General features: G+C 68.4%; 23 protein-coding genes and 2 pseudogenes. 13 read left to right on the forward strand and 12 right to left on the reverse strand.

The window, feature by feature from the left end:
- Positions 1-5: 5 nt before the first annotated feature.
- The 4 genes from ACWD3I_RS39880 to ACWD3I_RS39895 all read left to right on the forward strand — a co-directional run bounded on the left by ACWD3I_RS39880 (position 6) and on the right by ACWD3I_RS39895 (position 1781).
- The gene (locus tag ACWD3I_RS39880) at positions 6-218 is read left to right on the forward strand and encodes an acyl-CoA carboxylase subunit epsilon (RefSeq protein ID WP_365395239.1); all 213 of its coding nucleotides are present in this window, start codon (positions 6-8) and stop codon (positions 216-218) included.
- 31 nt (positions 219-249) lie between these two features.
- Positions 250-738 carry a nuclear transport factor 2 family protein gene (locus ACWD3I_RS39885; RefSeq protein ID WP_365395237.1) on the forward strand — a complete coding sequence of 163 codons (489 nt, stop codon included), beginning with the start codon at positions 250-252 and terminating at the stop codon, positions 736-738.
- A 100-nt stretch (positions 739-838) separates the two neighbouring features.
- Complete coding sequence (locus ACWD3I_RS39890; protein ID WP_365395234.1) at positions 839-1366, forward strand: DUF1772 domain-containing protein; 528 nt, start codon at positions 839-841, stop codon at positions 1364-1366.
- A gap of 112 nt (positions 1367-1478) precedes the next feature.
- Positions 1479-1781 carry a DUF1330 domain-containing protein gene (locus tag ACWD3I_RS39895; protein WP_365395231.1) on the forward strand — a complete coding sequence of 101 codons (303 nt, stop codon included), beginning with the start codon at positions 1479-1481 and terminating at the stop codon, positions 1779-1781.
- A 100-nt stretch (positions 1782-1881) separates the two neighbouring features.
- Here ACWD3I_RS39895 and ACWD3I_RS39900 read toward each other — a convergent pair whose 3' ends face one another.
- From ACWD3I_RS39900 to ACWD3I_RS39935, 8 genes and pseudogenes are all read right to left on the reverse strand, one after another.
- The gene (locus ACWD3I_RS39900; protein WP_365395228.1) at positions 1882-2769 is read right to left on the reverse strand and encodes an RNA polymerase sigma-70 factor; all 888 of its coding nucleotides are present in this window, start codon (positions 2767-2769) and stop codon (positions 1882-1884) included.
- Positions 2770-2850: 81 nt separating this feature from the next.
- On the reverse strand, positions 2851-4038 hold the full coding sequence (locus tag ACWD3I_RS39905) for an NAD(P)/FAD-dependent oxidoreductase (protein ID WP_365395226.1): 1188 nt from the start codon (positions 4036-4038) through the stop codon (positions 2851-2853).
- A gap of 112 nt (positions 4039-4150) precedes the next feature.
- Positions 4151-4380: pseudogene (locus ACWD3I_RS39910) on the reverse strand (VWA domain-containing protein); the annotation flags it as partial.
- Between the two features lie 69 nt (positions 4381-4449).
- A complete protein-coding gene (locus ACWD3I_RS39915) occupies positions 4450-5412 on the reverse strand; it encodes a hypothetical protein (RefSeq protein WP_365395223.1) in 963 nt (320 codons plus the stop codon).
- Entirely contained in the window at positions 5409-6029 is a 621-nt protein-coding gene (locus ACWD3I_RS39920) for an RNA polymerase sigma factor (protein WP_365395220.1), read from the reverse strand. The genes ACWD3I_RS39915 and ACWD3I_RS39920 overlap by 4 nt, the downstream gene beginning before the upstream one ends.
- 532 nt (positions 6030-6561) lie before the next feature.
- Positions 6562-6726, reverse strand: a pseudogene (locus tag ACWD3I_RS39925) (IS3 family transposase); the annotation flags it as partial.
- A gap of 240 nt (positions 6727-6966) precedes the next feature.
- On the reverse strand, positions 6967-7608 hold the full coding sequence (locus ACWD3I_RS39930) for a hypothetical protein (RefSeq protein WP_365395217.1): 642 nt from the start codon (positions 7606-7608) through the stop codon (positions 6967-6969).
- Positions 7609-7747: 139 nt separating this feature from the next.
- Positions 7748-8089 carry a hypothetical protein gene (locus tag ACWD3I_RS39935; protein WP_365395214.1) on the reverse strand — a complete coding sequence of 114 codons (342 nt, stop codon included), beginning with the start codon at positions 8087-8089 and terminating at the stop codon, positions 7748-7750.
- A gap of 136 nt (positions 8090-8225) precedes the next feature.
- Between ACWD3I_RS39935 and ACWD3I_RS39940 the strand changes: the two genes are divergently transcribed.
- From ACWD3I_RS39940 to ACWD3I_RS39960, 5 genes are all read left to right on the forward strand, one after another.
- The gene (locus ACWD3I_RS39940) at positions 8226-10385 is read left to right on the forward strand and encodes a coiled-coil domain-containing protein (protein WP_365395211.1); all 2160 of its coding nucleotides are present in this window, start codon (positions 8226-8228) and stop codon (positions 10383-10385) included.
- Positions 10386-11705: 1320 nt separating this feature from the next.
- The gene (locus tag ACWD3I_RS39945; protein ID WP_365395208.1) at positions 11706-11873 is read left to right on the forward strand and encodes a hypothetical protein; all 168 of its coding nucleotides are present in this window, start codon (positions 11706-11708) and stop codon (positions 11871-11873) included.
- A 2-nt stretch (positions 11874-11875) separates the two neighbouring features.
- Positions 11876-12610 carry a Crp/Fnr family transcriptional regulator gene (locus ACWD3I_RS39950; protein ID WP_365395205.1) on the forward strand — a complete coding sequence of 245 codons (735 nt, stop codon included), beginning with the start codon at positions 11876-11878 and terminating at the stop codon, positions 12608-12610.
- Positions 12611-12746: 136 nt separating this feature from the next.
- Positions 12747-13259 (forward strand): hypothetical protein, encoded by a 513-nt coding sequence (locus ACWD3I_RS39955; RefSeq protein ID WP_365395202.1) that lies wholly within the window; start codon positions 12747-12749, stop codon positions 13257-13259.
- 213 nt (positions 13260-13472) lie between these two features.
- Positions 13473-13754 (forward strand): toll/interleukin-1 receptor domain-containing protein, encoded by a 282-nt coding sequence (locus ACWD3I_RS39960; protein ID WP_365395199.1) that lies wholly within the window; start codon positions 13473-13475, stop codon positions 13752-13754.
- 48 nt (positions 13755-13802) lie between these two features.
- Here ACWD3I_RS39960 and ACWD3I_RS39965 read toward each other — a convergent pair whose 3' ends face one another.
- Positions 13803-15101, reverse strand: a complete 1299-nt coding sequence (locus tag ACWD3I_RS39965) for an NlpC/P60 family protein (protein ID WP_365395196.1) — start codon at positions 15099-15101, stop codon at positions 13803-13805.
- Between the two features lie 154 nt (positions 15102-15255).
- Between ACWD3I_RS39965 and ACWD3I_RS39970 the strand changes: the two genes are divergently transcribed.
- Both ACWD3I_RS39970 and ACWD3I_RS39975 read left to right on the forward strand, forming a co-directional pair.
- On the forward strand, positions 15256-15630 hold the full coding sequence (locus ACWD3I_RS39970; protein WP_362409070.1) for a hypothetical protein: 375 nt from the start codon (positions 15256-15258) through the stop codon (positions 15628-15630).
- A 506-nt stretch (positions 15631-16136) separates the two neighbouring features.
- Complete coding sequence (locus ACWD3I_RS39975) at positions 16137-16760, forward strand: hypothetical protein (protein ID WP_365395193.1); 624 nt, start codon at positions 16137-16139, stop codon at positions 16758-16760.
- Positions 16761-16856: 96 nt separating this feature from the next.
- On the opposite strand, the gene ACWD3I_RS39980 is transcribed toward ACWD3I_RS39975, so the two are convergent.
- Both ACWD3I_RS39980 and ACWD3I_RS39985 read right to left on the reverse strand, forming a co-directional pair.
- A complete protein-coding gene (locus ACWD3I_RS39980; protein ID WP_365395443.1) occupies positions 16857-17849 on the reverse strand; it encodes a hypothetical protein in 993 nt (330 codons plus the stop codon).
- Between the two features lie 1496 nt (positions 17850-19345).
- Positions 19346-21268, reverse strand: a complete 1923-nt coding sequence (locus ACWD3I_RS39985) for an NACHT domain-containing protein (protein WP_451084314.1) — start codon at positions 21266-21268, stop codon at positions 19346-19348.
- 686 nt (positions 21269-21954) lie between these two features.
- On the opposite strand from ACWD3I_RS39985, the gene ACWD3I_RS39990 reads away from it, so the two are divergent.
- The gene (locus ACWD3I_RS39990; RefSeq protein ID WP_365413385.1) at positions 21955-22191 is read left to right on the forward strand and encodes a hypothetical protein; all 237 of its coding nucleotides are present in this window, start codon (positions 21955-21957) and stop codon (positions 22189-22191) included.
- Entirely contained in the window at positions 22191-22463 is a 273-nt protein-coding gene (locus ACWD3I_RS39995; RefSeq protein WP_365413387.1) for a hypothetical protein, read from the forward strand. Before ACWD3I_RS39990 ends, ACWD3I_RS39995 begins: the two co-directional genes overlap by 1 nt.
- 345 nt (positions 22464-22808) lie before the next feature.
- On the opposite strand, the gene ACWD3I_RS40000 is transcribed toward ACWD3I_RS39995, so the two are convergent.
- Positions 22809-23576, reverse strand: a 768-nt coding sequence (locus ACWD3I_RS40000) for a pentapeptide repeat-containing protein (RefSeq protein ID WP_451084315.1), incomplete at its 5' end; no start/stop codon positions are given.

Below are 23576 nucleotides of genomic sequence, written 5' to 3' on the forward strand. Positions count from 1 at the left end.
CACTGATGTCACCTCTTGAGCTGAAGATCGAGCGAGGCAACCCGACGCCCGAGGAGCTGGCCGCGGTGATAGCGGTCCTGCAGCAGCGCCTGATGAGCGCGCCGTCCGATCCCACGGAGGGCCGCCGACCACCCACGGCGGCCCGCTGGCACCGCCAGCAGCCCACCCCGTTCCAGCCCCGAGCCTGGCGCAGCATCCAGTTCCAGCGAGCAGCCTGACCCGCACGTCTCACTAGAGAAGGACTCGAAGATGCGTATATCCCAGGACGAGGCCGGCTTGGAAACCCTCAACCGCCAACTGCGGCTCCTCAACGACCGCCTGGAGCTCACCCAGCTCTGCGACCGCTACGTCCACCACCTCGACAAGGACCGCGGCAGCGACGCCTGGCTGGACAAGATCTTCACCGAGGACGTCCACCTCATGTTCCCCTTCGGGGAGTTCAAGGGCCTGGAAGGCCTGGCGGACTTCCAGCAGATGGCCCGTACGACCTTCGCCCGTACCCACCACATCAGCGCCAACCACACCGTGGATCTGGACGGCGACGAGGCCCGGGTGGCCGCCCATCTGATGGCGGTGCACGTCCGCCAGGCCGACGAACCGGCGGCGGACTTCACCATCGGCGGCCACTACGAGGCCGAAGCCCGCCGTACCCCTCACGGCTGGCGCATCCACCGCTTCACCTTCGACCTCGTCTGGCAGGCGGGCGAGGCCCCGCGAGCCAAGACGGAAGCCGCCTGAATTACTCGACCAGGACTCGACCACACCTGTGGAAGGCTGGCGGAGTGAGCGACTGAGTGACTGAGCGCCACACCACCCCGCAGCCGCCCTGGAGTTGTGAATGAAGCAAGGTCCGCTGTTCTCGATCGCCCGCTGGACAGGCCTGATCTTCGGCGGAGTCTTCACGGGATTCCTGGTCTGCGTCCTGGTCCTGGAGACCTCCCTGCGCGACTACGACGCCAAGGTCTACGCCCAGGTCCGCCAGGTAGAACTCGACTCCCTGGACACCCTGGCCTCCGCCACCTTGATCCCCACGATCATCGCCACGGTGATCCTGGTGGTAGGCGCCTGGAAGGCGAAGGGCAACGACCTCTACGTCCCCCTGGCAGCCCTGGCCCTCCTCCTCCTGATCCTGATCCTGACGATCGTGGTGAACCTCCCGATCAACGCGGACCAGAAGGACTGGACGGTCACGTCCCCGCCGTCCGACTGGGCCGACGTGAGGGACAAGTGGCAGACGTCCCACGTGGTACGCACGGTCGCCTCGCTGGTGGCCTTCGGGCTGTTGGCCTTCTCCGCGATAACTCACCGGGTCACCGGCACGGCCTCCGCCGCACCCGCCCCGGCCCCGCTCTCCACGCGCTCCTAGCCCCCTCTCCTCCGCTCAGACAGCAGAACGCGCCCGGCCCACCAGCAGCAGCTGGTGGGCCGGGCGCGTTCGCGTGACCACCACACCGACGAAAGACGAATGAGGACGCGACATGACTGCCTACGTCATAGCCGAAGCCGAACTCAACGGCGACGGCGACCCACAGATGGTGGCCACCTACAGCGCCAAGCTGGTCTCCACCATCGAACCCCACGGCGGCCGCTACCTCGTACGCGGCGCCCCCTGGCAGGTCCTGGAGGGCGAGAGCAAGGCCTTCACCGGCGTCATAGAGTTCCCGAACGCCGAAGCGGCCCAGCGCTGGTACGACTCTCCCGCCTACCAGGAGATCGTTCCCCTGCGCGTACGCAACACCAAGGGCAGGATCCTGATCTTCGAAGGCGTGCAGGCCGCCTGAACCCACCTGCGTCCAAGGCTCCCGTTCCGCCGGATCTCCCGGCGAAGCGGGAGCCTTTCTGCGTTTCCCGAGACACAGCCATCACCGGCGTCACATCTTCTCAGGGCAGGGTCACACCGCGCAGCTTGTCCGGGTTGAGCTGGAGCCGTACATGGCGCACCAGACCGTCCGACACCCCGAGCGACATGGTGCCGATGGTCTGGCCGCCCAGGGTGATGAGCAGTCCCGGCTCGGCGTTGATCGTGGCCGGCTCCAGGGCCGCACCGGCCGACTCGGGCTTGGCCAGCACACCGAGCAGCCAGCGTGCGACGTGATCGGTGCCGTACAGCGGCCGACGGGCTGCCGTGATCTTGCCGCCGCCGTCGGACCAGGCGACGACGTCCGGGGCGAGCAGCTCCATCACGACGTTCAGGTCACCGCCGGCGCAGGCCGCCCGGAACCGCGCGGTGACCTCGTGGTGCCGCACGCTGTCGGCGTCGTAGCGGGGTCGCCGTTCGTCCACGTGCTTACGGGCCCGGTGGGCGATCTGCCGTACGGTCGGCTCGGGCCGCCCCAGGACCTCCGCGATCTCCGTGTGGGAGAAGGCGAACGCCTCGCGCAGCACGAACACCGCCCGCTCCACCGGCGCCAGTGTTTCCAGCACCACCAGCAGTGCGGTCGAGACGGTGTCGGCGAGCTCGGCGTCCTCGGCGACGTCCGGCGAGGTCAGCAGCGGCTCGGGCAGCCAGGGTCCGATATAGCTCTCGCGGGTGGCACGGGCCGAGGTGAGCCGGTTCAGGGCGAGGTTGGTGACCGTACGCACCAGGTACGCGCGGGGATTGCGGACCCCGGAACGATCCTCTTTCTGCCAGGCCAGCCAGGCGTCCTGGAGCACGTCCTCGGTGTCGGCGACGCTGCCCAGCAACCGGTACGCGGTACCGAACAGCAGCCGCCGGTGCACAGCGAACGGATCCTGGTCCAGGGCCACTTCGCGCTCCGACTCGACCACCGGTGCATGCTCCCATCGTCGGCCAGGAATCCACTGGACGATGCCACCCTCAAAGCGCCCACACGTCAACCCGTCGACATGTCAATGCGTCGGCGCCGCCGGCCGCCGGGTAGCGCGCCCGCCCCGGGAAAGGGTGGCACTGACGTTCACGCGCTTGCTCAGCCGGTACAGCTTCACCGGAGAGCCACTGACGGCCTCCTTGTACCGGACCGCCCACACACCCTTGAGATACCAACGACGCGGACTGTCGTCGGCGTGCGTGAACTGGATGACCGCATCCCGCCGCCCGATACTGACCGGCTGATGGAAGTACCCGAACCGGAACGGCTTCACCGGCTTCCCGCGCAGCCGCAGCGCGACGGCGTCGGCGACGTACTGGGCAGTGGGCATCCCGCTCTGACAGGTCCCATGGACAGGCCCCCACGCCTGGCGGACGGCGGCAGCATCACCGATCGCGTAGATCTCGGGATGCGACACCGACCGCAGCCCGGCGTCCACGACCACCAGCCCTCGCGCATCCGTCGCGATCCCGGACTCGACGGCCAGCCGCGGCACCCGCACGCCGGCAGTCCACAGCGTCAGCCCGGACGGCAGCAGCTCACCACCCGCCAACTCGACCGTGTCGGTCAGCACCTTGGTGACAGTCACACCCGCACGGACGGTCACACCGAGCCGGTCCAGAGCACGGTGCAGATACGCGCGCGCCGCCTCACCCATCATGGCGCCCGGCACCTCCCGGCACACGAGGGTCACATTGAGACCGGGATGAGCCTCGGCGATCTCAGCCGCGGCCTCGACACCGGTCAGCCCACCACCACACACCGTCACGGCACCACCGGCACCGGCCAGGACGGCCAGCCGGGCGCCGAACTCATGGGCGGCACGCGGGTCGTTGAGGGTGACCGCGTACTCGTCGACGCCAGGCACGACACTCGTGTCGGTACTGCTGCCGAGGGCGTACACGAGAGTGTCGTACGCCAGCACCCGACCACCATCGACAGTGATCGTCCGCACCTCCGGATCGATCCCGGTGGCCCACCCCTGCACGAACTCGACACCACTACCGGCCAGCAGTTCGCGAATCCGATGGTCGGCCAACTCCTGCCCGGCCGCGACCTGATGCATCCGAAGCCGCTCGGTGAACCGCCCCGAAGGATTCACCAGCACGACCCGGCCCCCCACCCGCCGCGTACGACGCGCCAGCCGGACCGCGGCCAACATGCCGGTGTAACCGGCGCCGAGAACGACAATGCGATGCTCGCTGCTCATACAGACCACTCCGGGTGCTCGTCACGCCTACGGGAACGCCCATGGGACAAACAAGCCCACCCATCCGTGACAGCCCTCGCAGTGACCCGTGCCACACTGCCGCGCCAAGGGGAATGACTCCGACAGCACGGGCAGCGGTCAGCCACGTGGGGAACTCGTTCAGCAGCCGGTCGTACAGCAGTTGATCGTCAACGGCTTGATCGCCGAACCGACGAACTGCCAGAACAGCGGAAGCCGGACGGCCTTGCACGGATAACGCTCGGCAGCGGTGCGACTCGTGGGTCCGCCGTCCGTCTGGAACACCACCAGGGCGGGGGAGCAGCTGCCGGAAGCGAGGAAGTGGAGGGCGCCCGGGGCGCTGTACGCCCCGGGCGCCTTTGGTCGTTCGAGGACCTCCCCGCCGGTCCGGTGTCAGCCGATCTTGTCCGTGAAGCCCACCGACAGGTACGTCCGATGGGTGACCTTGCCCTTGCTGGCTCCCGCCGTCCACGTGAAGGTGTACTCCAGAATGGAGCTCGTCTTCGGGTCGACGATCACCCGGCCGACGCTCTTGGCCTCCGCGAACTCCAGGGCCGTCCCGCCGCGCCCGGTGCTGTCCTTGACGGTCCCGACGAGCTTGACGCCCTTCAGTCCGGCCATCGCTTTGAACAGCCCTGCCCGCAGTTTCGGGCTTGCCGGGGACCCGCCGAGCAGGGTGACCGCCTGGTCGAAGGCGGAGATGCTCTTGGGCCTCGGCGGAGTCTGGAGCAGCTGGAGCAGCTTCGCCGGGTCCGTGGTCAGCTGGTCCAGGGCCTTCCAGTCGAGGTCCTTCGGCCCGAACTGCCAGTCGGGTTGGCGCCCCTTCTTGTAGGCCTTGCCGTCGTTGACGACGTAGAAGTCCATGGACTGCGAGAGGTACGAGTCGCCGACCGTCAGATGCGTCTTCCAGTACTTCCCCGAGGAGACCGACTGGGCGGCGGCCACCGTGGAGATGTCGTCGAGGAAGACGGACGAGGCGTCCGCGCGCGCCTCGCTCCGCGTGCCCGTAGGTGTCTCACCGGTGTTCGCGTACGTCACCACGCCGGCCGCGACCGCGGCTGCGGTGAACAGGCCGACGAGGACCCGGCGGCGCCCGGACATCCCCCGCAGCGGTGCGCTCACCACGGCGCCCTTCTCGGGCCCGGAGGCGTGCCCGGCCTCCTGTGCGGCCACCGCAGCCTCGATCCCTGCCAGCGCCCTGGCCAGCGCCTGTGCCGACGGCGGCTCGATGCGCCCGGCGGCCACCAGTTCATCGGCGCCGGGGAAGTCCAGCAACACCGCCCGCTCGGTCATGCCGGTCTCCTTCACGTCCTGCGTACTCATGCCGGTCCGCTCCACGTCGTCGTACGTACTCATGCCATGTCTCCCGTCACGCTCAGGTGCCGCCCGGCCGGTCGTGTCGGTGCGAGCCGGTCGCGCAGCCGCCCCCGTGCCCGGTGCAGCCGCGAGCGGGCGGTGCCCGCCGGGATGCCCACGGCGGCGGCCGCCTCGGCCGGGGTGAGCTGCTCCCAGCTGACGAGCAGCAGCACTTCCCGCTCCTCGACGGGCAGTTCGCCCAGCGCCCGGCGCAGCGCGGGGGCCAGCGCGGCCGCATCGAGCCGCTGGTCCACCGCCTGCCAGGGGTCGGTGATCTCCACTCCCGGTACGGCCTCCTGGCGCCCCGCCCGCCGCAGGTGCTGGGCCAGTACGTTGCGGGCCACCCCGAACAGCCAGCCCCGCGCCGAGCCGCGCGAGGGGTCGAACGTGCGCCGCGCGGCGAACGCCTGCAACCACGCCTCGGCCAGCAGATCGTCCGCCGCGCCGGGCATACGCCGGGCGAAGTAGCCGTGCAGGGCGGGCGAGTACGTCTCCACCAGCGGGGTGAACGCCGCCGCGTCCCCCGCCGCCGACCGTGTCAGCAGGGCGTCGCTGTCACCGTCACGGTCGGGGGCGCCGTCGCGGCGCTCCTCGTGTTGCCGGGTATCCGGTTTCACGGAATCTCCGTCTCCGACCGCCGGACGACGGTCTCACCCCGTACTTGTCATCAAGCCGCGGGTCCGTTCGCGCCCCCTGCCAGAGCGGCTCCCCGTCAAAGTGGCCTCGTCCTTTGTCGGCGCGGCTCGAACGCACGCATCATTGCTCGGCCGTGGTCAATGGAGCGGGCGAATGACGGATGGCGCACTAGGCGCAAAGGAAGCAGCACGCTCAACAGGCTCTGCCCCTCTTGGTTTTGTCCATTGATTGTCTACGGGTACCGGTTGGGTGTTGAAATGCCTGCTCAAGACGGTTGGATGAGGGTGTGCCGTCCCATGCGAGTCCCGGGCCGGCCCCGCCCGTTTCGACCGCTCGACTGCTTGAGGAGGAGTGGAGGCACTCGTGATCCGCACAGCCGATCGGAACTCGCCCCGGGGGCCGTCATCCGCTCAACCGGGACGGTACGCCCACCCTGTTCCTCCCAGGACGTGGCCTGAGGGCTCCGATCATCGTCCGGGCCCCTGACATCTCAGGTTTGGGTGACAGGTTCGGTCACGCGGCCTGGAGGGTCGGTGTGGTCATGACGGTTTCGTATTCGATGGGGGTCAGCCGGCCGAGCGAGGCCTGTCGGCGGCGTCGGTGGTAGGTCCTTTCGATCCAGGTCGCGATCGCGATCCGCAGCTCCTCGAGGGCGTTCCAGCGCCGGCGGTCGAGGACACCGCCACCGCCCTCGGGATCGACACCGATCGTCTCCAGCAGGTACTGGTGGACGGGCGCGAGCCGGTCCCACCCGGCCACCTGCTCCGCGATCCACACCCTGGAGTGAGGGGGTGCTCGGTCGGGTTGAGGCTTCTCGGGACGCTTCAGGATTCCCGAAATCCTGATCTCTGTTCCCGCGACTGTCCGTCACTTGGCGAGGGTTCAGCCTCTCCGTGCGGGTTTTGCGGACAATGCGCCCTATTTCACGTCGCCTGCAAAGATCGTCTTCGGCAACCCCGTTGATGGCGTCACCTCCACCTGCAGATATTTCCCTTCCTTCGGCAGCTCGCACGCCACTGTCGCCTTCGCTGTCCTTCCCGGCCGCAGTTGCATCGAGGGCAGTCCGTGCAGTTCTTCATCGAAGATCTGCCGGGATTCCTGGCTTTCGTCGCCGTGGTAGCACATGAGGTAGCCGGTTGCGGCGTCCAGGGCGGACTTGGACTTGTTCTCGATCTTTACGGTGAAGGACACGTACGGTGTGTTCGCGGGCGCGGCGATTGCCGATGATGTGCCGCGTTTGTAGTCGGACAGCGTCACCTCCACGCCGTTTGCGTACACCACTGTGTCCTGCAGTCCTCTGACGTCCGGCTCGGTGTTCTCGGGCGTCGGCTCGTGTTCTTCCTCGGTGATGGCGGTGTCGTCCGATGGCGTGGAACGCGGCGCTGCGCTGTTTGGGCTCCCGCCGTCGTTGCGGGTCTGCACCACGATGATTCCGGTGACGACGATCGCGGCGATGACCGCTGCGGCCGCCCCGATGATGACCCGGTTGGTGCGGCTCTTCTTGGGTTTTGCCAGTGGACCCGGTGGCGGGGCTGCGGGCGTCGGCGGCGTGTTGTTCAACGTTTCCCCCAGGACGTGACGTGGGGCGGATCGTAAGCGCCGACGCAGGACACCAGGCTGGCGAAAGGCGGAGGCTCGCCCCATCGGGGGATGGAGTTCACTGCCGCGTGCCACACGCCCGCCTCGTCCGTGCCGTCGGCTACTGGCCAGCGGGCGGTGGGGTGTCGGGTGGTGGGGTGGGTGGTGTGCGGCGTCGGGTGTGGTGGTCCCAGCGTGTGGTCCACCAGGTGAGGCGGTCGTGGGAGTTCTGGGGGGCGAGGGCTTGGAGGGCGGACTGGGCGAGGACGACGGTGAGTCCGGCGAGGGCGAGGGTGAGGACGGCGGGCCAGGGGGCGCCGGTCGTCATCAGGGTGAGAGTGCTGACGCTGCCGAGTCCGGCGCCGGCGAGTGCGGGGACGCGGGAGGGCCGTCCGGGCGCCGACGGGGCGGGTTGGGGGTGATTTTGCGGGTTGCTCTGCGGTGTGGGCTGCGGATCGCGCATGGTGGACTCCTGCCGGATGTCGGTTGCGGCCGGTGGGTGTCCATCACCTTGCGGGCCCCTTGATTGACTCGGCAGCGGGGCCGCGGCGCGTGCCGATGGTTCTGTGGGGGAACCAACTCGGGGGCAAGGGCGCGGTATGGCGCAGGGGGAGGAGGGCCGGCGAGCGGGCCGGCCGATGAAGCCGATCGATGAGGGTCTGCCGGTCACGGTGGTTGCGTGGCTGAGGTTGTGGCGGGCGGTGGTGCTGGAGCCGCTGCGGGCTGCGGATCCGCCGTGGACGCTGGAGCGGATGTCGGCGGAGCTGTCCCGGCGCGCGGGCGGGGAGCGGCCTGGGGGCGGGGCGCGGGGGGATGTGTCGGGGACGGCGAAGCCGACCTTGCAGCGGTTCTTCGCCGGGGAGCGGGTCCCGGCGCGGGATGTGGTGCAGCATCTGCTCGACATCGCCGCCGAAAGCCTTGATCCGTCGCCCGCACGCGAGCAGGTCACTGAGCTGTGGAGGGCTCATCGGGCGGCGCTGCACACCACGTTCCCGCTGCTGGCCGAGCTGTACGACTCGCTTGATCAGCGGGATGCGGCCCGCAACCGGGCCGAAGGCCTGCAGCGCGAGAAGGACCGGCTCACCAGCGACCTGGCGTTGTCCCGCAGGCAGGAACAACGCGCCACGGCCCTGCTCGCGCACGCGGCCGCTGAGCTGGAGCACGCCCAGCAGGCCGCGGTCATCCAGTACGAGGGAGCCCGCCGTGCGCAGACAGAGGCCGTCGAACTGTCAGTCCGGGTGCGTGACGTGGAGGAGCAGCTGGAGCAGTGCCGACGGGACCAGGAGTCGGTGGAGCAGGAGATCGCCGTGCTGCGCGAGCGGGAACAGCTCAGCGGTGTCCGCTCTGGCCGGATCACCGAGTTGCAGAGCACCTTGGCATCGGTGTGGGAGGAGAACGAGGAACTCGCTCAGATGCTCCGCACCATCACCCGCGCTCTGTACGACGCTCAGCAGCGGGCAGACGAGTACCACGCGTTGGGCGGCCAGGCCCTCGATCAGCAGAACCAGCTGACCCGGCCGGGCCCGCGCAGTGTTCCAGACCGCGAGCGACAGCATGCGGCGGCCCTGCAGGTGGTGGAACACCTGGACGAGCAGTTGCGCACCGTCTTCCATGATCTGGCCCAAGCCCGGGCGGAACTCATCCGCCGGGACGGAGACCTGGCCCGGCTCGTGCAGGAGCACGCCGAAGAGATCGCCTCGCTGCGCGCCGGCCACGTGCTGGCCGAGGCCGACTCCGTCCTCAGCCTGGCTCTGCAGAGTCTGGACCCGGCGCCCGCCGCGCTGCCGCCGGCGGAGGATGTCCCCGCTGGGGAGACAAGTAGTCCTCCCAGCTCAGTTGGCGTGGCCGCAGTGTCTGGCCTGGCCGGTCCGGACAGCCCACCGGCACAGGAGCGAGGCGCCTCAGAGCCGGAGGGCGGGCCTCCGGACGAGAGAGCGGAGACGGACGTCACCGCCGGTGGCCCGCCTCGTCCTCCGCATCCGGGCACCGGCACCGCGGGCCAAAGGACAGTGCCGACGAGAGAGACAACGGCGGCCGGCAGGACATCGCTTCGCAAGAAGGTTGGGATCGCGGCCGTCGGCCTGATCCTCGTGGCGGCGTTGGGTCTCGGCATCGGTTGGGCGATGAACCGGTCAGGGGGCAACGGGGACGAGCCCAGGAACAATTCCAAGTCCGGATCGGTGAGCGCGTCCGGATCGGCAACTGTGTCCAGCTCGGCGGACGTCTCTGAGTCTGCCCTGCCGAGCGAGCCGACGCAGGATCCGGTGGCGGACAACGGCGATCAGGAGGTCAACACCGCGGCGGTGATGAAGCTGGGGCCGTGCGTGAAAGGCGACATCACCGCCACGGTCAGCCCTGCAGAGAACAGCTTCAGCGGCCTGCTGATCGATATCGGGCTGGAGATCAAGGCGGCCGAGGCAGGGCGGGTGCCGTGCCGGGTGGATGCCGCCCGCAGCCGTGTGGCGATCGCCATCTCGACAGCCGACAGCGGCGAGCCTGTGTGGGACAGCTCGGAATGCGCCGGCGGCTACGAAGGGCACCGCTGGCTCCAGGTCACCCGGAGCAAACCGGCTGCCGTTGACTTCGAGTGGGACCGCATCCCCAACGACGCCGGCTGCCAGCAGAACACCTTTGCTGCAGCCGGCTCGTACCTCGTGGAGACAACCATCCTGGGCAAGAAGGCCCGGACCAGCTTCGTCCTGGAAGACGTCAGCGGCAGCGACGGCGGGGGCGGCTTCTTCGGTGGGCCGGCAGGATGACGTCCTGAGGACCCTTGGCGGTACCGCCTCACGGCCGTCCCGGTGCCGCCCCCGCACTACGCCGGAGTCCACCCGAGCACGGCCGCGGCACAAAGCCAGGCCGATGTCAGGTGAGGCGCGGGGCGCTTTGGGCGGTGCGGGGCGTGCGCCTGGTGGTGGGGGGCGGCGCGCGATGTGACGTACGTTACTCTCCGCGCCCGGGTGATCATTCTGTGTGCGGTTCGGGCGGGTCGTGCCCGGCTGTGTCCGTCAACGTGCCGTGTGGGTAACGGAACTGACAGGCCGCCAGTTCCGTGAAGGGCGGCGCATATGCCAACTGTGGTGCCGGTTGGGTGTGTTGAGCGGGGTTGGCGCCGGATTGTGGACTGGTCGACAAAGCAGGAGTGGCGCCGGGTGACCCGCCGATTTATGTTCGATATTTCGTCGATCATCTGAAGTCGGCGAAATATCTATCGCGCTTGCATAATGCTCCGCACGAGACCGGGAGGGCGAGGGGAAAAGAATTCCGGTGCAGCCGAGGAAGCGTTCCTCCGGTAGCGGCGATCGCACGGCTGGCCGAGGGGGTGTGCTGCTGGGGAAGGTCTGCGCCGACCGTCACTGTTGACTCTTGAACGAGATTAATCATTTGATCGCGCTCTCAGGCCTGCCGAGGGTGGGGGCGTTGTGCGGCAGGGGGCGCATTTGGGGCAAAGCGTGCGCGGGTTTGTGTGCCGTTCCGTCATGCCCCTCGGTGGCGCGGAGGGTGTAACAAACCCCCGGAGCCGAGGGATCTGTGCGAGTTTCGGTGGCGCACCGGGTGGTAGAGACCCTCTGGCGGCGGATCGGGAGTGACCTTAACACCGGTCGTGGTGTTTACTGGACACCGGTCTGATCCTGGTGGGTCCGGACCCTTTCCGGGAGGTTCTGGGGGTGGTGCCCCAGGGCCTCCCGTTTTTACCTCCCGTTTCCATGCGGGCCACCCGCGCCCGGCGGGGAGAGAATCTTCCGCCCCTCGTGCATAAGCATTCGAATAAAGAATGCGGGCGATTTCCCGGAAAAGATCGGCATGTTTCCCAGCGTGCGGTAGCGACAGGATGCGTAACAAACCCCTACCCGTGGGGGGTTTCCGTCGTGATCGAATGGTCTTCGCCCCGCCGTCGAAAGCGCGACTGGCTCTCGGGTTGCGGCGAGAGGTAGCTTTATCCCGCCTGAGGTCTTCTCCACCCGTCCGGCCCCACCAGCCGGGCATGCCCCACCTCCCGGAGAGGGCGAAGGACCCACCATCTGGGACCCCGCTGACCAGCGGGGTCCCAGACTCGATCAGCCACATAAGGACCCCTCATGCGCACCGCCAACGCTGCCGGCGCCGCCCCACCGCCCCACCACGGACCCGCCGCACCGCGGGCCCTGACCTGCCGTCACCACCACGCTGTCCAGGGCGTGCACGCCCGCACACACGCCCCCGCCACCCCCTTCACTGCCCCGGCCGCCGTACGAGCGGGGGAGTGAACGTGCCTCCTGCCCTTGAGACCGCCCGTCCCACCGACCTGCTGCAGGGCCGTGAGGACATGCCTGCGGGAAGCTTCCTGCAGCTGATCTCACCCGACACCTGGCACCGCCTCCTCAAGGCTGGCCTGCGCAGCCGCACCTTCGCCCGCGACGAGCTCCTGCCGATGGGCCCCCAGGACGGCATGGTCTACATCATCTGGGAGGGCGTGGTCCGCCAGGACCGCCACCCGCTCGGCGCCGCTCCCGGCATCCCCTCCATCACCCGCTTCCGCGGCGCGGGCCAGCTCGTCGGCGAGGCCGCCCTCATCATGCGCGGCTCCACCGTCGCCACCCGCTGCCTGTCACGCACCGTCGCCATCCCGTGCCGCGCCAGCCACTTCAGCTTCCTCATCGAGCGCCGCCTGCCCGAGGCCCGCCACGCCCTGCTGTGCAGCCTGGAAGACCGCAACCGCACCGACGAAGCCGTCTACACCATGGCGATCCGCCCGCCCCTGGAACGCGTCTCGCGCCTGCTGGCCCACCTCGCCGACACCGCGGGCGTGCCCGACCCGAACACCGCGCAGCACATCATCATCAACGGGCCCGGCCAGAAAGACATCGCCGCCGCCCTCCAACTCGCGGTCTCCACCACCGAGAACGCGCTGCGCACCCTGCGCCACCACGGTGTGCTCGAGGCCAGATACCGCCAGTTCGTCGTCCGCGACGTCGACGGCCTGCGCCACTTCGTCGGGACCTGACACCACCCCCGACCACGCGCACACCACCACCCGGGCCCGCCCACTGACGGCCCCCGGACCCACCACCCCCCTTTCTACGCCGCATGCCCGCACCCTGCGCGGGGCCGGCGTTTCCCTTGGAACGGACCCACACACGATGACGACCAGCACGCTGGCGATCGGCACCGGTGCCGGCACCCTCGCAGTGAGCATCATCGCCGCCCTCTTCACCGGTGCCCTGGGCACCTACACCCTGCTCCACCACAAGCAAGTCCTGGCCTGGATGAAGAACATCCGCAGCACGGACCAGGCGAACACCGAACTCGACAAGCCCTCCGAGTGGCTGACCGACCTGTACAAGGCGCAGTGCCGCCTCGCACACAAGCCCTGCCGCAGCGAGGACTTCGAGGACGTCACCCAGATCGGCAACATGATCCGAGGCGTCGTCGACCAGACGCCCACGATCGCACCCGAGCTGGCCAAGACCGTCGAACGCGTCGAGGAGTACGTCGCCACCGCGCTGCCCGACCCCGGCCCGGCGGTGAAGGTCTCCCTGCTCGATCACCGTACGCAGTTGGTGAAGGCGATGAAGCAGGAGAGCGCCCGCAGCGACCTGGTCCGGACCGTGGTGGCCGCCCAGCAGAAGATCACCCAGCTCAAGCGCGGCTGACCCACAAGACCAGGGGCGCGGCAGCCCGCCACCCTCCGCCAGCCCTCCCCGCAGCGGCACCGGATCCGTCGCCACTGCCAGCCACGCTGGGCTCGGATCCGATGCTGTGGGCAGGCCCGCCCCCGGGGACGGAGCGCCGTGAAGACCGGGTCTCGGCGGGCACGCGGGCCATACGCTGACAGCAGCACGGGGAGCGTGGTTTCGGGGGACACGATGAGCGCGATTGATGGGTCCGGCAGGGCATCTGACGGTACGTCGGACCGGCGCTGGTTCACCAGTCATGCCGGTGCGGATCGTGCGTGGGCGGAGTGGGTCGGCTGGCAGCTCCTGGACGCCGGGCACCAGGTGGAGCTGGATGACTGGGACTCGGGTGCGGGCGACAACTTTGTGATGAAGATGAACGCCGCCCGCGAACGGGTCATCGCCACCGTGCTCGCCCAGGTCGGGAACAGAGATGCGCACATCCCACGTGACAGGAGCCGGTACGGCGGATGACCAGGGCGGCAACGCCGTGATCATCCGCCGTACGGTAAGTGCTGTCGGTCAGAACCAGCCGGTGCATTCGATGCTGCCGCCCCGGCCGTTGGTGCCGCAGGCGCGCATCAGGAGGCCGGAGTCGTTCCACTGGGTGGTGTACGCGTCGTTGCCCGAGGTGACTGTGGTGTAGCCCAGCATCGGCTGCCAGGTGTTTCCTCCGTCGGCACTGCGGTCCACCCAGATCTCGTCGCCGACCGTGCCCCCGGTGATGCGGCCCCAGGCGCACTCCGTGGTGCCGTTGTAGCGGAGCTCCACGGTACGGCCGAAGACGGTGGTCGACTTGGCCGTCCAGGCACCCGCGGAGTCTGGCTGTGTACCGTCGCCGCAGGACGTGTTGTTCTCCGCGCCGGCCAGAGTTCCGCCGATCGGTGGGAAGTCGCCGCAGGATGGTACGTCCTTGAGTAGCGCCGGCCCTTGGACGAAGAGATTGCTGATCCAGCTGTTGTAGTCCGGCAGATACGACCAGACGTTGTTCACCATGCCGTCGACCGTGGCCCGCTCGCCCACCCGCTGGCACAGCACCCGTACCTCCACGGAGATGCCGTTGCCGTTGGTGAAGTTGATCGGGCTGCCGGTGTTCGAGTCCTGCCGCAGATTGGGCTGGCCCCACGTCTTGTGGAACGAACCGCGGCCCTCCCAGTTCCAGACCACCGGCACGGCCTCGGCGTGCGGACGGAACGCGCCCTTGTAGCGGTCCCAGCGGGCACTGATGGTGTTGACCTGGATCTTCATGCCGGATTCGGGTGCCTCGACCATCATTCCGTTGCCGAGGTAGAGCGCGACGTGCGTGGGCCCGGCGCCGTCGGCGCCGAAGTACATGATGTCCCCAGGAAGCAGGACGGCGGACCCCTGGGACTTGAGGAGCTTCGTGTGTGCGTACCCGGGCGCGGCGAAGGTCGCCTGCGTCGTGCGCTCGGTGATGAGGTCCCGGCCGGTCGCCTTGTACCAGGCCCAGCGCACCAGGCCGATGCAGTCGAAGCTCCAGTACGTCGGGTCCGCGGCGGTTTCCGGGTACCACTCGTCGTAGATGCCCTGGCTGGGACCCGGCATCCCCTGCGCGTGACCGCCGCCCCAGGCGTACTGCCGCCCGACGTAACGGCACGCGACCTGGACGGCCGCCTGCGCCGCCTGGCTGGCACCGGCCTGGAGCGGTGCGCACCCCGTGGCAGCGGCCGCCGGCGCGGCAGAGGCGACCGGCAGGCCGAGACTCACCACCGTCACGAGCGCGGCCAGCAGCAGCCGCACCCGGCGCCCCCACGGCCGCTCGCCCCACCCGGCTCTCCCCGCACCCCAAGATCTTCGCACTCTGCCCACGGCACTCCCCCTGGTCTCGGTGGTCTCCCGCGAACGTACGCACTCGCGCTGCCCACCGGGCCCTGACATCTGTCAGGACCTGCCGGCCCACCCACTCCATACAGTTCCGGCGATCACCAAGTCCACGGGAGAGGAATCACCTTCCATGCGCACCATGCTGAGGCGCGCCACCGCGCTGGCCTTCGCCACCGTCACCGCGACCGTCGTCGCGACGGCCACCGCACAGGCCAAGCCGGCCGACACCTGGGCGGGCTGCCCGTACGGCGCGGTCTGCATCTACCCGCAGAACCAGAACCCGGCCGTGTCTCCGAGCCACATCTACTGGACCTACGGCGCCCACAACCTCAGCAACCAGGTGGGCAACCACTGGGTGCTGAACAACCAGTACGACGGCGCGGTCGTGGAGCTGTGCCTCAGTTACAACGCGAACGACTGCACGTCGTCGATCCCGGAAGGTCACGGCGAGTACCGCGACCTGGGTCCCATCAACTCGCTGCACCTGAGGCCGCACTACAACTAGCCCGGCTGTTCGACCTCGGCCGTCCAGCTAATCCGCTGATCTTGGTGTGTCACCAGCAGCCGTTCCTTCACGCGACGTTGTTCGACACCTCGAAGCGTGAAGAACGGCTGCCCTGCCGTCCCGAGCAGTAGCTGTGCAGCACTGAGGTGTTCATGTCCCGACGACGGCCGACGAGCTGTAGCCACGGACTGCGGGTTTCTCAGTGCCCGTAGCAGCGCCATGAACTGTGCCACTACGTCGGTGACGTTGCTGTCGGCGTGTGCCGGCGCAGGCTTCCCTCGTCCTCATACGACCCTCGCCCGGCCAGGGACAGTGTCCCAGGTACTGCATGTCTGTGCAGGTCAGAGGGGCTGGGATGGTTCCATGGTGTGCGATCGGCTGTCGGTTGTTGCGGCCGGTGGCTGTGACCGGTGATGCTCTTGGTGTCGCGCCGACCGGGTCCGGGCCGACCAACCGGACCTGCCGCGGTATCCACGTCCACGTAACTCATTCACGGGGGAACACTCATGTCCATGCGTATCCGCACGAGCGCTCTGACCGCACTCGCCGTTGCCGCTGTCGCGGCGGGCACGGTGCTCACGGCACCGTCCGCCGGCGCCGCGCCGAAGGCCGCCGTCCCGAAGTTCCTGTCGGCGTCCCAGCTGCCGCCGCACCCGACGTCGTCCTGGACCGCCGGGCCGGTCACCGAAGGGTTCCCGGAGGAACTCGGCTTCTGCGTGAGCACGGAGGGCGTGCTCGACTACGACTACCGGCACCGCACGTTCCGGACCGATCTGGACACCGGCGCCGTGCAGTTGACCGTGGTGACGGGCACCGCCGCCCAGGCCAAGGCCCTGGCGAAGCACTACGACGACCTGATCCGTACCTGCGCCGACCGCATCGAGAAGGCCTCGCCCGACATCGAGGCCGAGAGCCGGGACTACGGCAAGCTGAAGGTCGAGGAGGGCGCCCACGTCCGTGGCCTGCACACCGAGACATCCGGGGGCGCCAGCGACATCGCGCTGCTGTCGGTCGGGCGGGACGGCAAGACCGTCACTGTCCTGCAGTGGGGACAGATGGGCGACTTCAAGAGCGCTCCCGTGACCGCCTTCAAGAAGACCACGACCACGGCGGTCAACAAGCTGTACTGACCGGGCGTCCGGCGCAAGAGGCCGGGGCCGTCCTATTCCGTCACGGGGGACGGAAAGGACGGCCCGCCGCGTCTCACGCGTGATCGGAACCCGGCTTTACAGGGCGCCCTCGTCGGCGAGATCGCTCGTTCCGAGCTCGGCATCGGTCATCGCCGGACCGCCGAGGAAGCCGTTCATGAGGTCGGCGAGGTCGAGCGTCGTGGCTCCGGCCGGAGCGGTGGGCTTGGTGCCCTCACCCATCCGCACTGTCAGGCCGAGCTTCTTCACCTTGGCGTTCTCGGCCAGCTTGGCGAGGTCGAGGTCCACCTGGGCCAGCTCGCCGTTCTTGAGTGTGAAGTCGGCTGTCACCTTGGCGTTGGGAGCGTCCTTCAGGTCCTTGTCCGTCGGCAGCTCCATGCCCATCGGCAGGTCCTTCACCAGGGGTCGGATCTCGCCGAACAGTTCGGTGACCAGCGTGCGGAAGGGGGCCGTGGCGGTGACGTGCTCGGTATCGCCCCCGCCACCGGTCGTCTTGAACTCCACCTCACGGGCGATGACTTCACGGAGGGCCTGGACGAGCTTCTTCTGCGTCTTGGCGTCGAGCGAGGGCGGGGCATCGCCTCCGGCTTCCCGACCCCCGCCAGCGGCCTTGTCCATCTCCTCGGTGCTGAACTTGACCCACTTGCCCTCGAGGACGTCCTTCATCGCCCCGGCCTCCGGGGGCAGTTCGTCGGCGTCCGGCAGGGGGCTGCCCATCGTCTTGCCCAGGACGTCCGTGTCGGCACGGAGGTAGGTGTAGTCGCCGATCACCCGGTACTCGACAAGGTCACCGTCCGCGGTGCCGACCTTCACGGCCGTGCCGACGAGGTCCTTCTCGCCGGACTTGTCGAGCGCCTTCCTCGACTGCACGGTCACGGTGATCTTCGCGTCGCTGAGCAACTCGGCAACCTCGTCCGGGATCTCCTCCCCGGGTTCGGGGTCGGACGCGGCGTCCAGCGCCTTCAAGGACGCGGCGTCGGTGTTCAGGTCGACCTCGAAGGAGAGCGTCTTCTTCTTGCCGAGCTTCTCGAAGGCCTGCTCGAGCTTCCTGCCGGCAGACAGCTGCTCCACCGTTCCACAGGCGGCGGAACCCGCGAGGACGGCACCGACGACGGCGGTGGCGGTCAGGGTCTTGCGTATGGCGTTGATGATGTCTCTCCTCGTGGCTCCGGTCACAACGTGACCGCTCAGAAGACTCACCACCCACCCACAGGGTTGCCCTGCCCGCCGCCGCAACTGAGGGGCGACCGACGCGACGTCCCCGCCGAAACAGCGGAAGCGACCGCAGCCGGCCAGACCTCAGAAACGTCCGCCACCTCGGGCGACCTGTCACCCACTGCCAGCTGACCCCCACACCAGCGCAGTGCCCCCGACCACCCGGTTCTGCTGGCGGCTGCCACACCGCGGTGAGTTGATCAGGCCGCGAGCACCTTGGACAGACCTCATCCTCGGCGCCCACTCCGTCGCATCCTCCAGCACGGTCGTGGGGCTACACCCATCCGAGATGCCAGTCCCTCCGGTCCCTCGACACGGCTGATCCGCCTGAGTCTGGAGGCCTTCATCCGAGGAGCATCAAGGAATGACTCCGGCAGCGCGGGCGTCGGTCAGCCACGTGGGGAACTCGTTCAGCAGCCGGTCGTACAGCAGTTGATCGTCCCGATGGAACTAGTTGGCAGTGTTTCCACGTGCCGCAGACGGTCCAGAGGTACTCGTGGTCGTACAGACAGCACATCGATTGGCGGGCCTCGCCTCAAGCTCCCCCGCTGCTTCCATGGCCCCTCGACCAGACAGGCGTCAGACGCATTCGCTTCCTCGATTTCCGGCCCTCAACCACCGTATCTGGCTTCCAGCTTCCGGAGTGGCCTCTACTGTACATACTCTCTCGGCGTCTTAGCCCAATTCTTGTAGAACGGCAGCCGTGTTCGCGAGGATGTTGAGCTGCACTGGTCCACTAGCGCGGATCCAAATCAGTCGAGCATCCAATTGGCGAACTCGGTCGAAACTAATACCCTCCGGCCACGAGTCGCCACCTGGGCCAATCACAGAAGCTCGCAGCTCGCAGAGCGGGCCGGCTGAAACATACGCGTCCCTTCCGATCTCGAAATAGACAACGCCTCTCAAGGAGATGCTCACATCTCGCTTCTCGGGACCCCAACGGAGTGAGATTTCCAGTGCGTCCTCTTCGTTCAGTACCGTCATCGAGAGAGCATCAATCATATATCCTTCGCAGCTCTCAATGGCTTGGCAGATCTGCTCCAGGCGACTCATCTGAGTACCATCTCCGTCTTCGGGTCGTGCTGCTGCGTAACGTTTCCCTCAGGGTCGAGTCGCGGATGAAAGGACTTACCCTCGCCCGATGCTGGCCTCACCTTCGGCGCAAGTCTCATCACTTCACCATCCGGCCTGATCCACACCTCGCTCCCGTCTTCGTGGCGATACCTGATATACTCAGACTGGCTTTCGCTGCGAAAGACAAACCCAGCCTGCTCAATTTCCGTCCGAGCTTCTTCTAGTGTCTTCCCGTTGAGATTTGGTATCACGGTGCATGACGAATGACCCTGCCTGGTTCAGGGCTGGTCTGGGGGTTGGGGGTGTTGGCGTAGCCAGTGTTGGAGTTCGCGGTGGCGGTACTGGTAGGCGGGTCCGCTGTAGCGCATGAGTCCTGCGGTGACGGCCCAGTCCAGGAACAGGCCGAGCCGGAACGGCAAACGGCCGCGTGAGCAGAGCAGGAACACCGCATACCGCCGCGAAGCCTGCGCGCCGCCCACGAGCCCGAATGAGAGCCCGACTGTGAGCCCCGCCGCGAGCCCGAATGAGAGCCTGACTGTGAGCCCCGCCGCGAGCCCGACCATGAGCCCGAACGCGAGCCCGAAGGTGAGCCCGGACAGGGCGTCGCTTCTGATGACGGCCCGGGCTCCGAGATTTGCGCCCGGCTCCCGCGTGAGCCCGAGCGCCAGTCCGACCGCGAGTCCGACCGCGAGCCCGGCTGTGAGCCCGGCCGCCAGCCCGAATGTGAGCCCGATCATGAGCCCGCCCGCGAACCCAACCGCGAGCCCGACCGCAAGCCCGACCGCGAGCTCCCTGCGTCCTTGAGGGGTCCTGAGCGGGTTCGCCGCACTCGTGGGGTGGCCGGTTGCGGTGGCGAACGCTCCGGACAAGACGGCAAGCCCAGTAAGCAGGGCGGTGAGAGGGCCTGTCAGTTGTTGGGGGGCTGTCCAGGCGAGGGGGAGGACGGTGAGGGTGGTGAGGATGGCGTCGGTGGTGCGGACGCGGGTGCGTCCGGCGAGCGGCCATAGTTCGTGCAGGACAAGGTCGGTGGCCTCCGCAGCTGTGGGGGCTGTGACGGGGAGGGCGCCGGTGAGGTCGAGGTGGGTGGTGAGGTGGTGGAGCCAGCGGTGGACGTCCTGAGGGGTGTAGCCGCGGGGGTTGGGGGCGGTGCGGGTGGCGGCGGGGATGTACCGGGCCAGGAGGTGGCGGTCCAGGGCGTCGGCATCGGGGAAGGTGAGGAGTTCGGCAGGGTTACCGTCACGGTGGTAGACCGTGGCGGTCAGACAGAGCCGCCAGGGGGTGGACAGCACCGTCGCCAGGAATCCGCCGGGATGGGCGGCAAGGTGGTCGAGCAGGGGCTGCCACCGGACCGTGCCCAGAGCACGGTCGGTGAAATAGGCCTGGGCATCGACGCTGCCGACGGGGGCGATGGCGATGCGGGCGGCGTCCAGGACTTCGGTATGCGCGGTCAGGGCGTCGTAGTGGTGGGTGCGGCAGGTCAGGATGAAGGGCCCGGCATCACGGCCCTGCTGGTAGGTGTTGAGTGCTTCAACGACGGCGGTGGCGCGGGGCGCGGCGGGGTCGGGGGAGCCGTCGAGGGCCGGCGGGTCCATTTCGTCCAGGCCGTCCAGGACCGGCAGCACCATGCCGTGCCGGACCAGGCCGGCCGCCAGGTCGGCGGGCCAGTCGTAGGCCTCGACCAGCCGCTGGCACAGCAGTTCGGGCAGGGACTGGCGTTCGGTGTCCCACCGGGACAGCGGGATACGGACCGGAACGGGGTCGTCCTCGGCTCGGCCGTCGAGGAGGGCCAGCATCAGTTCCAGGGCCAGGACGGTCTTGCCGGCCCCGGGGGCGCCGGTGATGACCAGGCGTAGCGGCTGGGTGGCGCGGTAGAAGGTGACGATGTCGGGCAGCGTCACCGGGCCTGAGCCATCGGCAGTCAGGCGTCCGGCGGCTGGCGCCATGGCAGGGCGGGCGGCAGCAGGGTGGAGGTTGTAGGCGAGGTTGATGCGTCGGGTGTCGTCGCCCAGCAGCTGCCGCCACACCGGGCTTTCCCCGTTCTCGACCTGCTTGGCCAGCGTCGCGGCCCACCCGCGGGCGAGTTCAGCGTCGTTGCCCTCGATGGGCTTGCGCAGCGCCACCCCCGCGATCACGATCCCGGCCACCCCCAGGGGAAGGCCCAGCAGCCCTGCGGTGTCGGACGGCTCAAGTCCACCGTGCATCAGCTGCCGAATCGTGTACACGGCGCTCGCCACGCTCGCCAGGGCGCCCAGAGCCCCGAACAACTGCCACCTACGCCGTCGGCGGCGTCCCCCGAGTCCTGCCATCTTCCGATCATCACCACCGCGATCCCACCACGCAGGCGACTTCTCTCACCTGTGACCACGCGAACGAACAACCCGTCAGCCCTGAGCGTTAGGCGTCTAGCAACGCCCGCCTCCGACCGGGCAAGGCCCAACTGGCCGGCGTCCTCAGCTCAGCACGACGCTCACGAGGCAATAACCCCGCCCCCGACCACGCCCGCATTCCCGCCGGACACCCCGCTCATATCCCCGCCGACAACGGTCCGCGCCCTTACCGGGGCTGACGGAGTTTCCACAGATCACCCCCCCCTGACCAGGCATGGTCTGCAGCCCGACATCCCCCTTTGCACACCCCCACGCCCCCGACGAGACAAGAAGGAAGGGAAAGGGAAGGGCGGGGACGGGTGAGGGTGTGCCTCGGGGGATCGGGGCGCCGTCCTCTGCTTGTTGCGCGTCGGCGGGGCCTCCGCGCTGCGCGCCGGACACAGCCGGCGCGGCAGACCGGACACAAGGCAGCAGCGGACCCGAGGGCTGCCGAACAGGGCCCCGCCCCACTCTCCCGGCGCTACCGTGGTGGTACCGCCGCATCCCCGCTGGAGGCACCGATGAGCGACCAGCCGGCACCCGCCGACGCCGCCGTCCGCCAGCCGTTGGAGCCCGCGACGGCCGATGCCGTACGTGCTGTCGCCGCGCAAACCCGTGCACGCGCCGACCAGTTCGCCGCGGTCCTCGAGGACATCGCCACCAACGGCCTGCCCGACCCCGAACACTGCACGCCGTGGGAGGAGCTCCGCGAAGCCCACCTCGCCCGGCTCGCCAAGCAGAGGCCGGCCATCGCCTGATGCCCCCTCACCACCACGGCCGCCGCGCCCGCATCGTGTTCTCGGACGCGGCCGCGAAGCAGCTGGAGGCCATCACCTCCGAGAGCGAGCTGCACGCCCTGGACCGCGCCCTGGTCGTCGTCAGCGTCGACCCCGAGATCGGCGACCCGCTCCCCGCGACCGCCGGCGCACCGCTCCTGCGCCAGTACACCGACGACGTCGAAGCCGTCCGGATCCTGTACTTCGTGACCGCACTGCGCACGGTGGTCGTCGTCGCATACATCGAGGTCTGACCCGGACCAGCCCGCAGCAGCAGGCAACGAGTCGTCAGGCGCCTGTTTTCGTAGGTCGTTAGCGGGTGATTTTCAGCCCGGTTCAAGGTGGCGAGACATATGAGAACGGGAGGCATCCAGCCACGGTCGCCAACGATGAGATTGCGGTCGTCGCCTCCGCCCGTAGCCACGGCTTTTGCATAGAATTCCCGAAGAGCGGCAGACGGCGTCTCGTCAGTTGCCGCCGAGTGGTGCTGCCTTCCAAGCTGCTGTCGAAACGCTGCTTTCGACGGGAACAGAGCCAGCCGGGCAAGCGAGGCGCGACAGCCTTCACCCTCTGACTGGCCGCGCTGCGATCGTCGCACTTCACGCCTCCTCAGCAATCTCGGTCCGTGGATAGAACCGGCTGGGCAGCTTGGTCTTCTCATCGGTACGTGCGGAAACAGCCTGCGCCACGGTCAAACCAAGTGCACCCGATAGATCAGCACAGGACAAGTTGATGTCGGCGAGGGTCGTTCCGAAGAAGGCGACGTGGTTGAGGGTCGCCCAGCTCAGGTCAACGCGTGTGAGAGTCGCATCGTTCAGGTAGACGGTGGTGAGTTTCGCCCCGCTGAGGGTGACGTGGTTGAGGGTCGCACTCAGCAGATAAACGCGGGTGAGTTTCGCCGCGAGGAGGGTGACGTGGTTGAGGGTCGCCCCTTCTAAGAAGACGTATTTGAGGGTCGCGCCGCTCAGGCTGACGTGGTTGAGGGTTGCGCCGTTCAGGTTGGCCTCTGTGAGCGTCGCCGCGGTCAGGTCGGCCCTGGTGAGCGTCACCCCGCTCAGGGTGGCCCTCGTAAGCGTCGCCCCGCGCAGGTCGGCTTTGGTGAGGTCAGCTCCGGTGAGGTTGGCCCCGGCGAGGTGGAGGTTGTGGAGGTCGAGTGGTTCGCGGGGGTCGACGTGGGTGCGTGATTCGGGGCGGGTGAGGGCGGTGAGGGCTGCTTGGACGTCTGCTGCGGGTTCGTGGGGGAGAGGTGCGGGTGGCAGGGCGTAGGGGTTGTTGCAAGACCACGGAGTTAGAGCGGATCCCCGGTTGTCAACGGGATCGAGGGTTTTCGGGGAAGCCCAGGTCATGGCAACGGGGCTCCTGGTAGA

It is taken from the genome of Streptomyces sp. NPDC002817 (assembly GCF_053592055.1).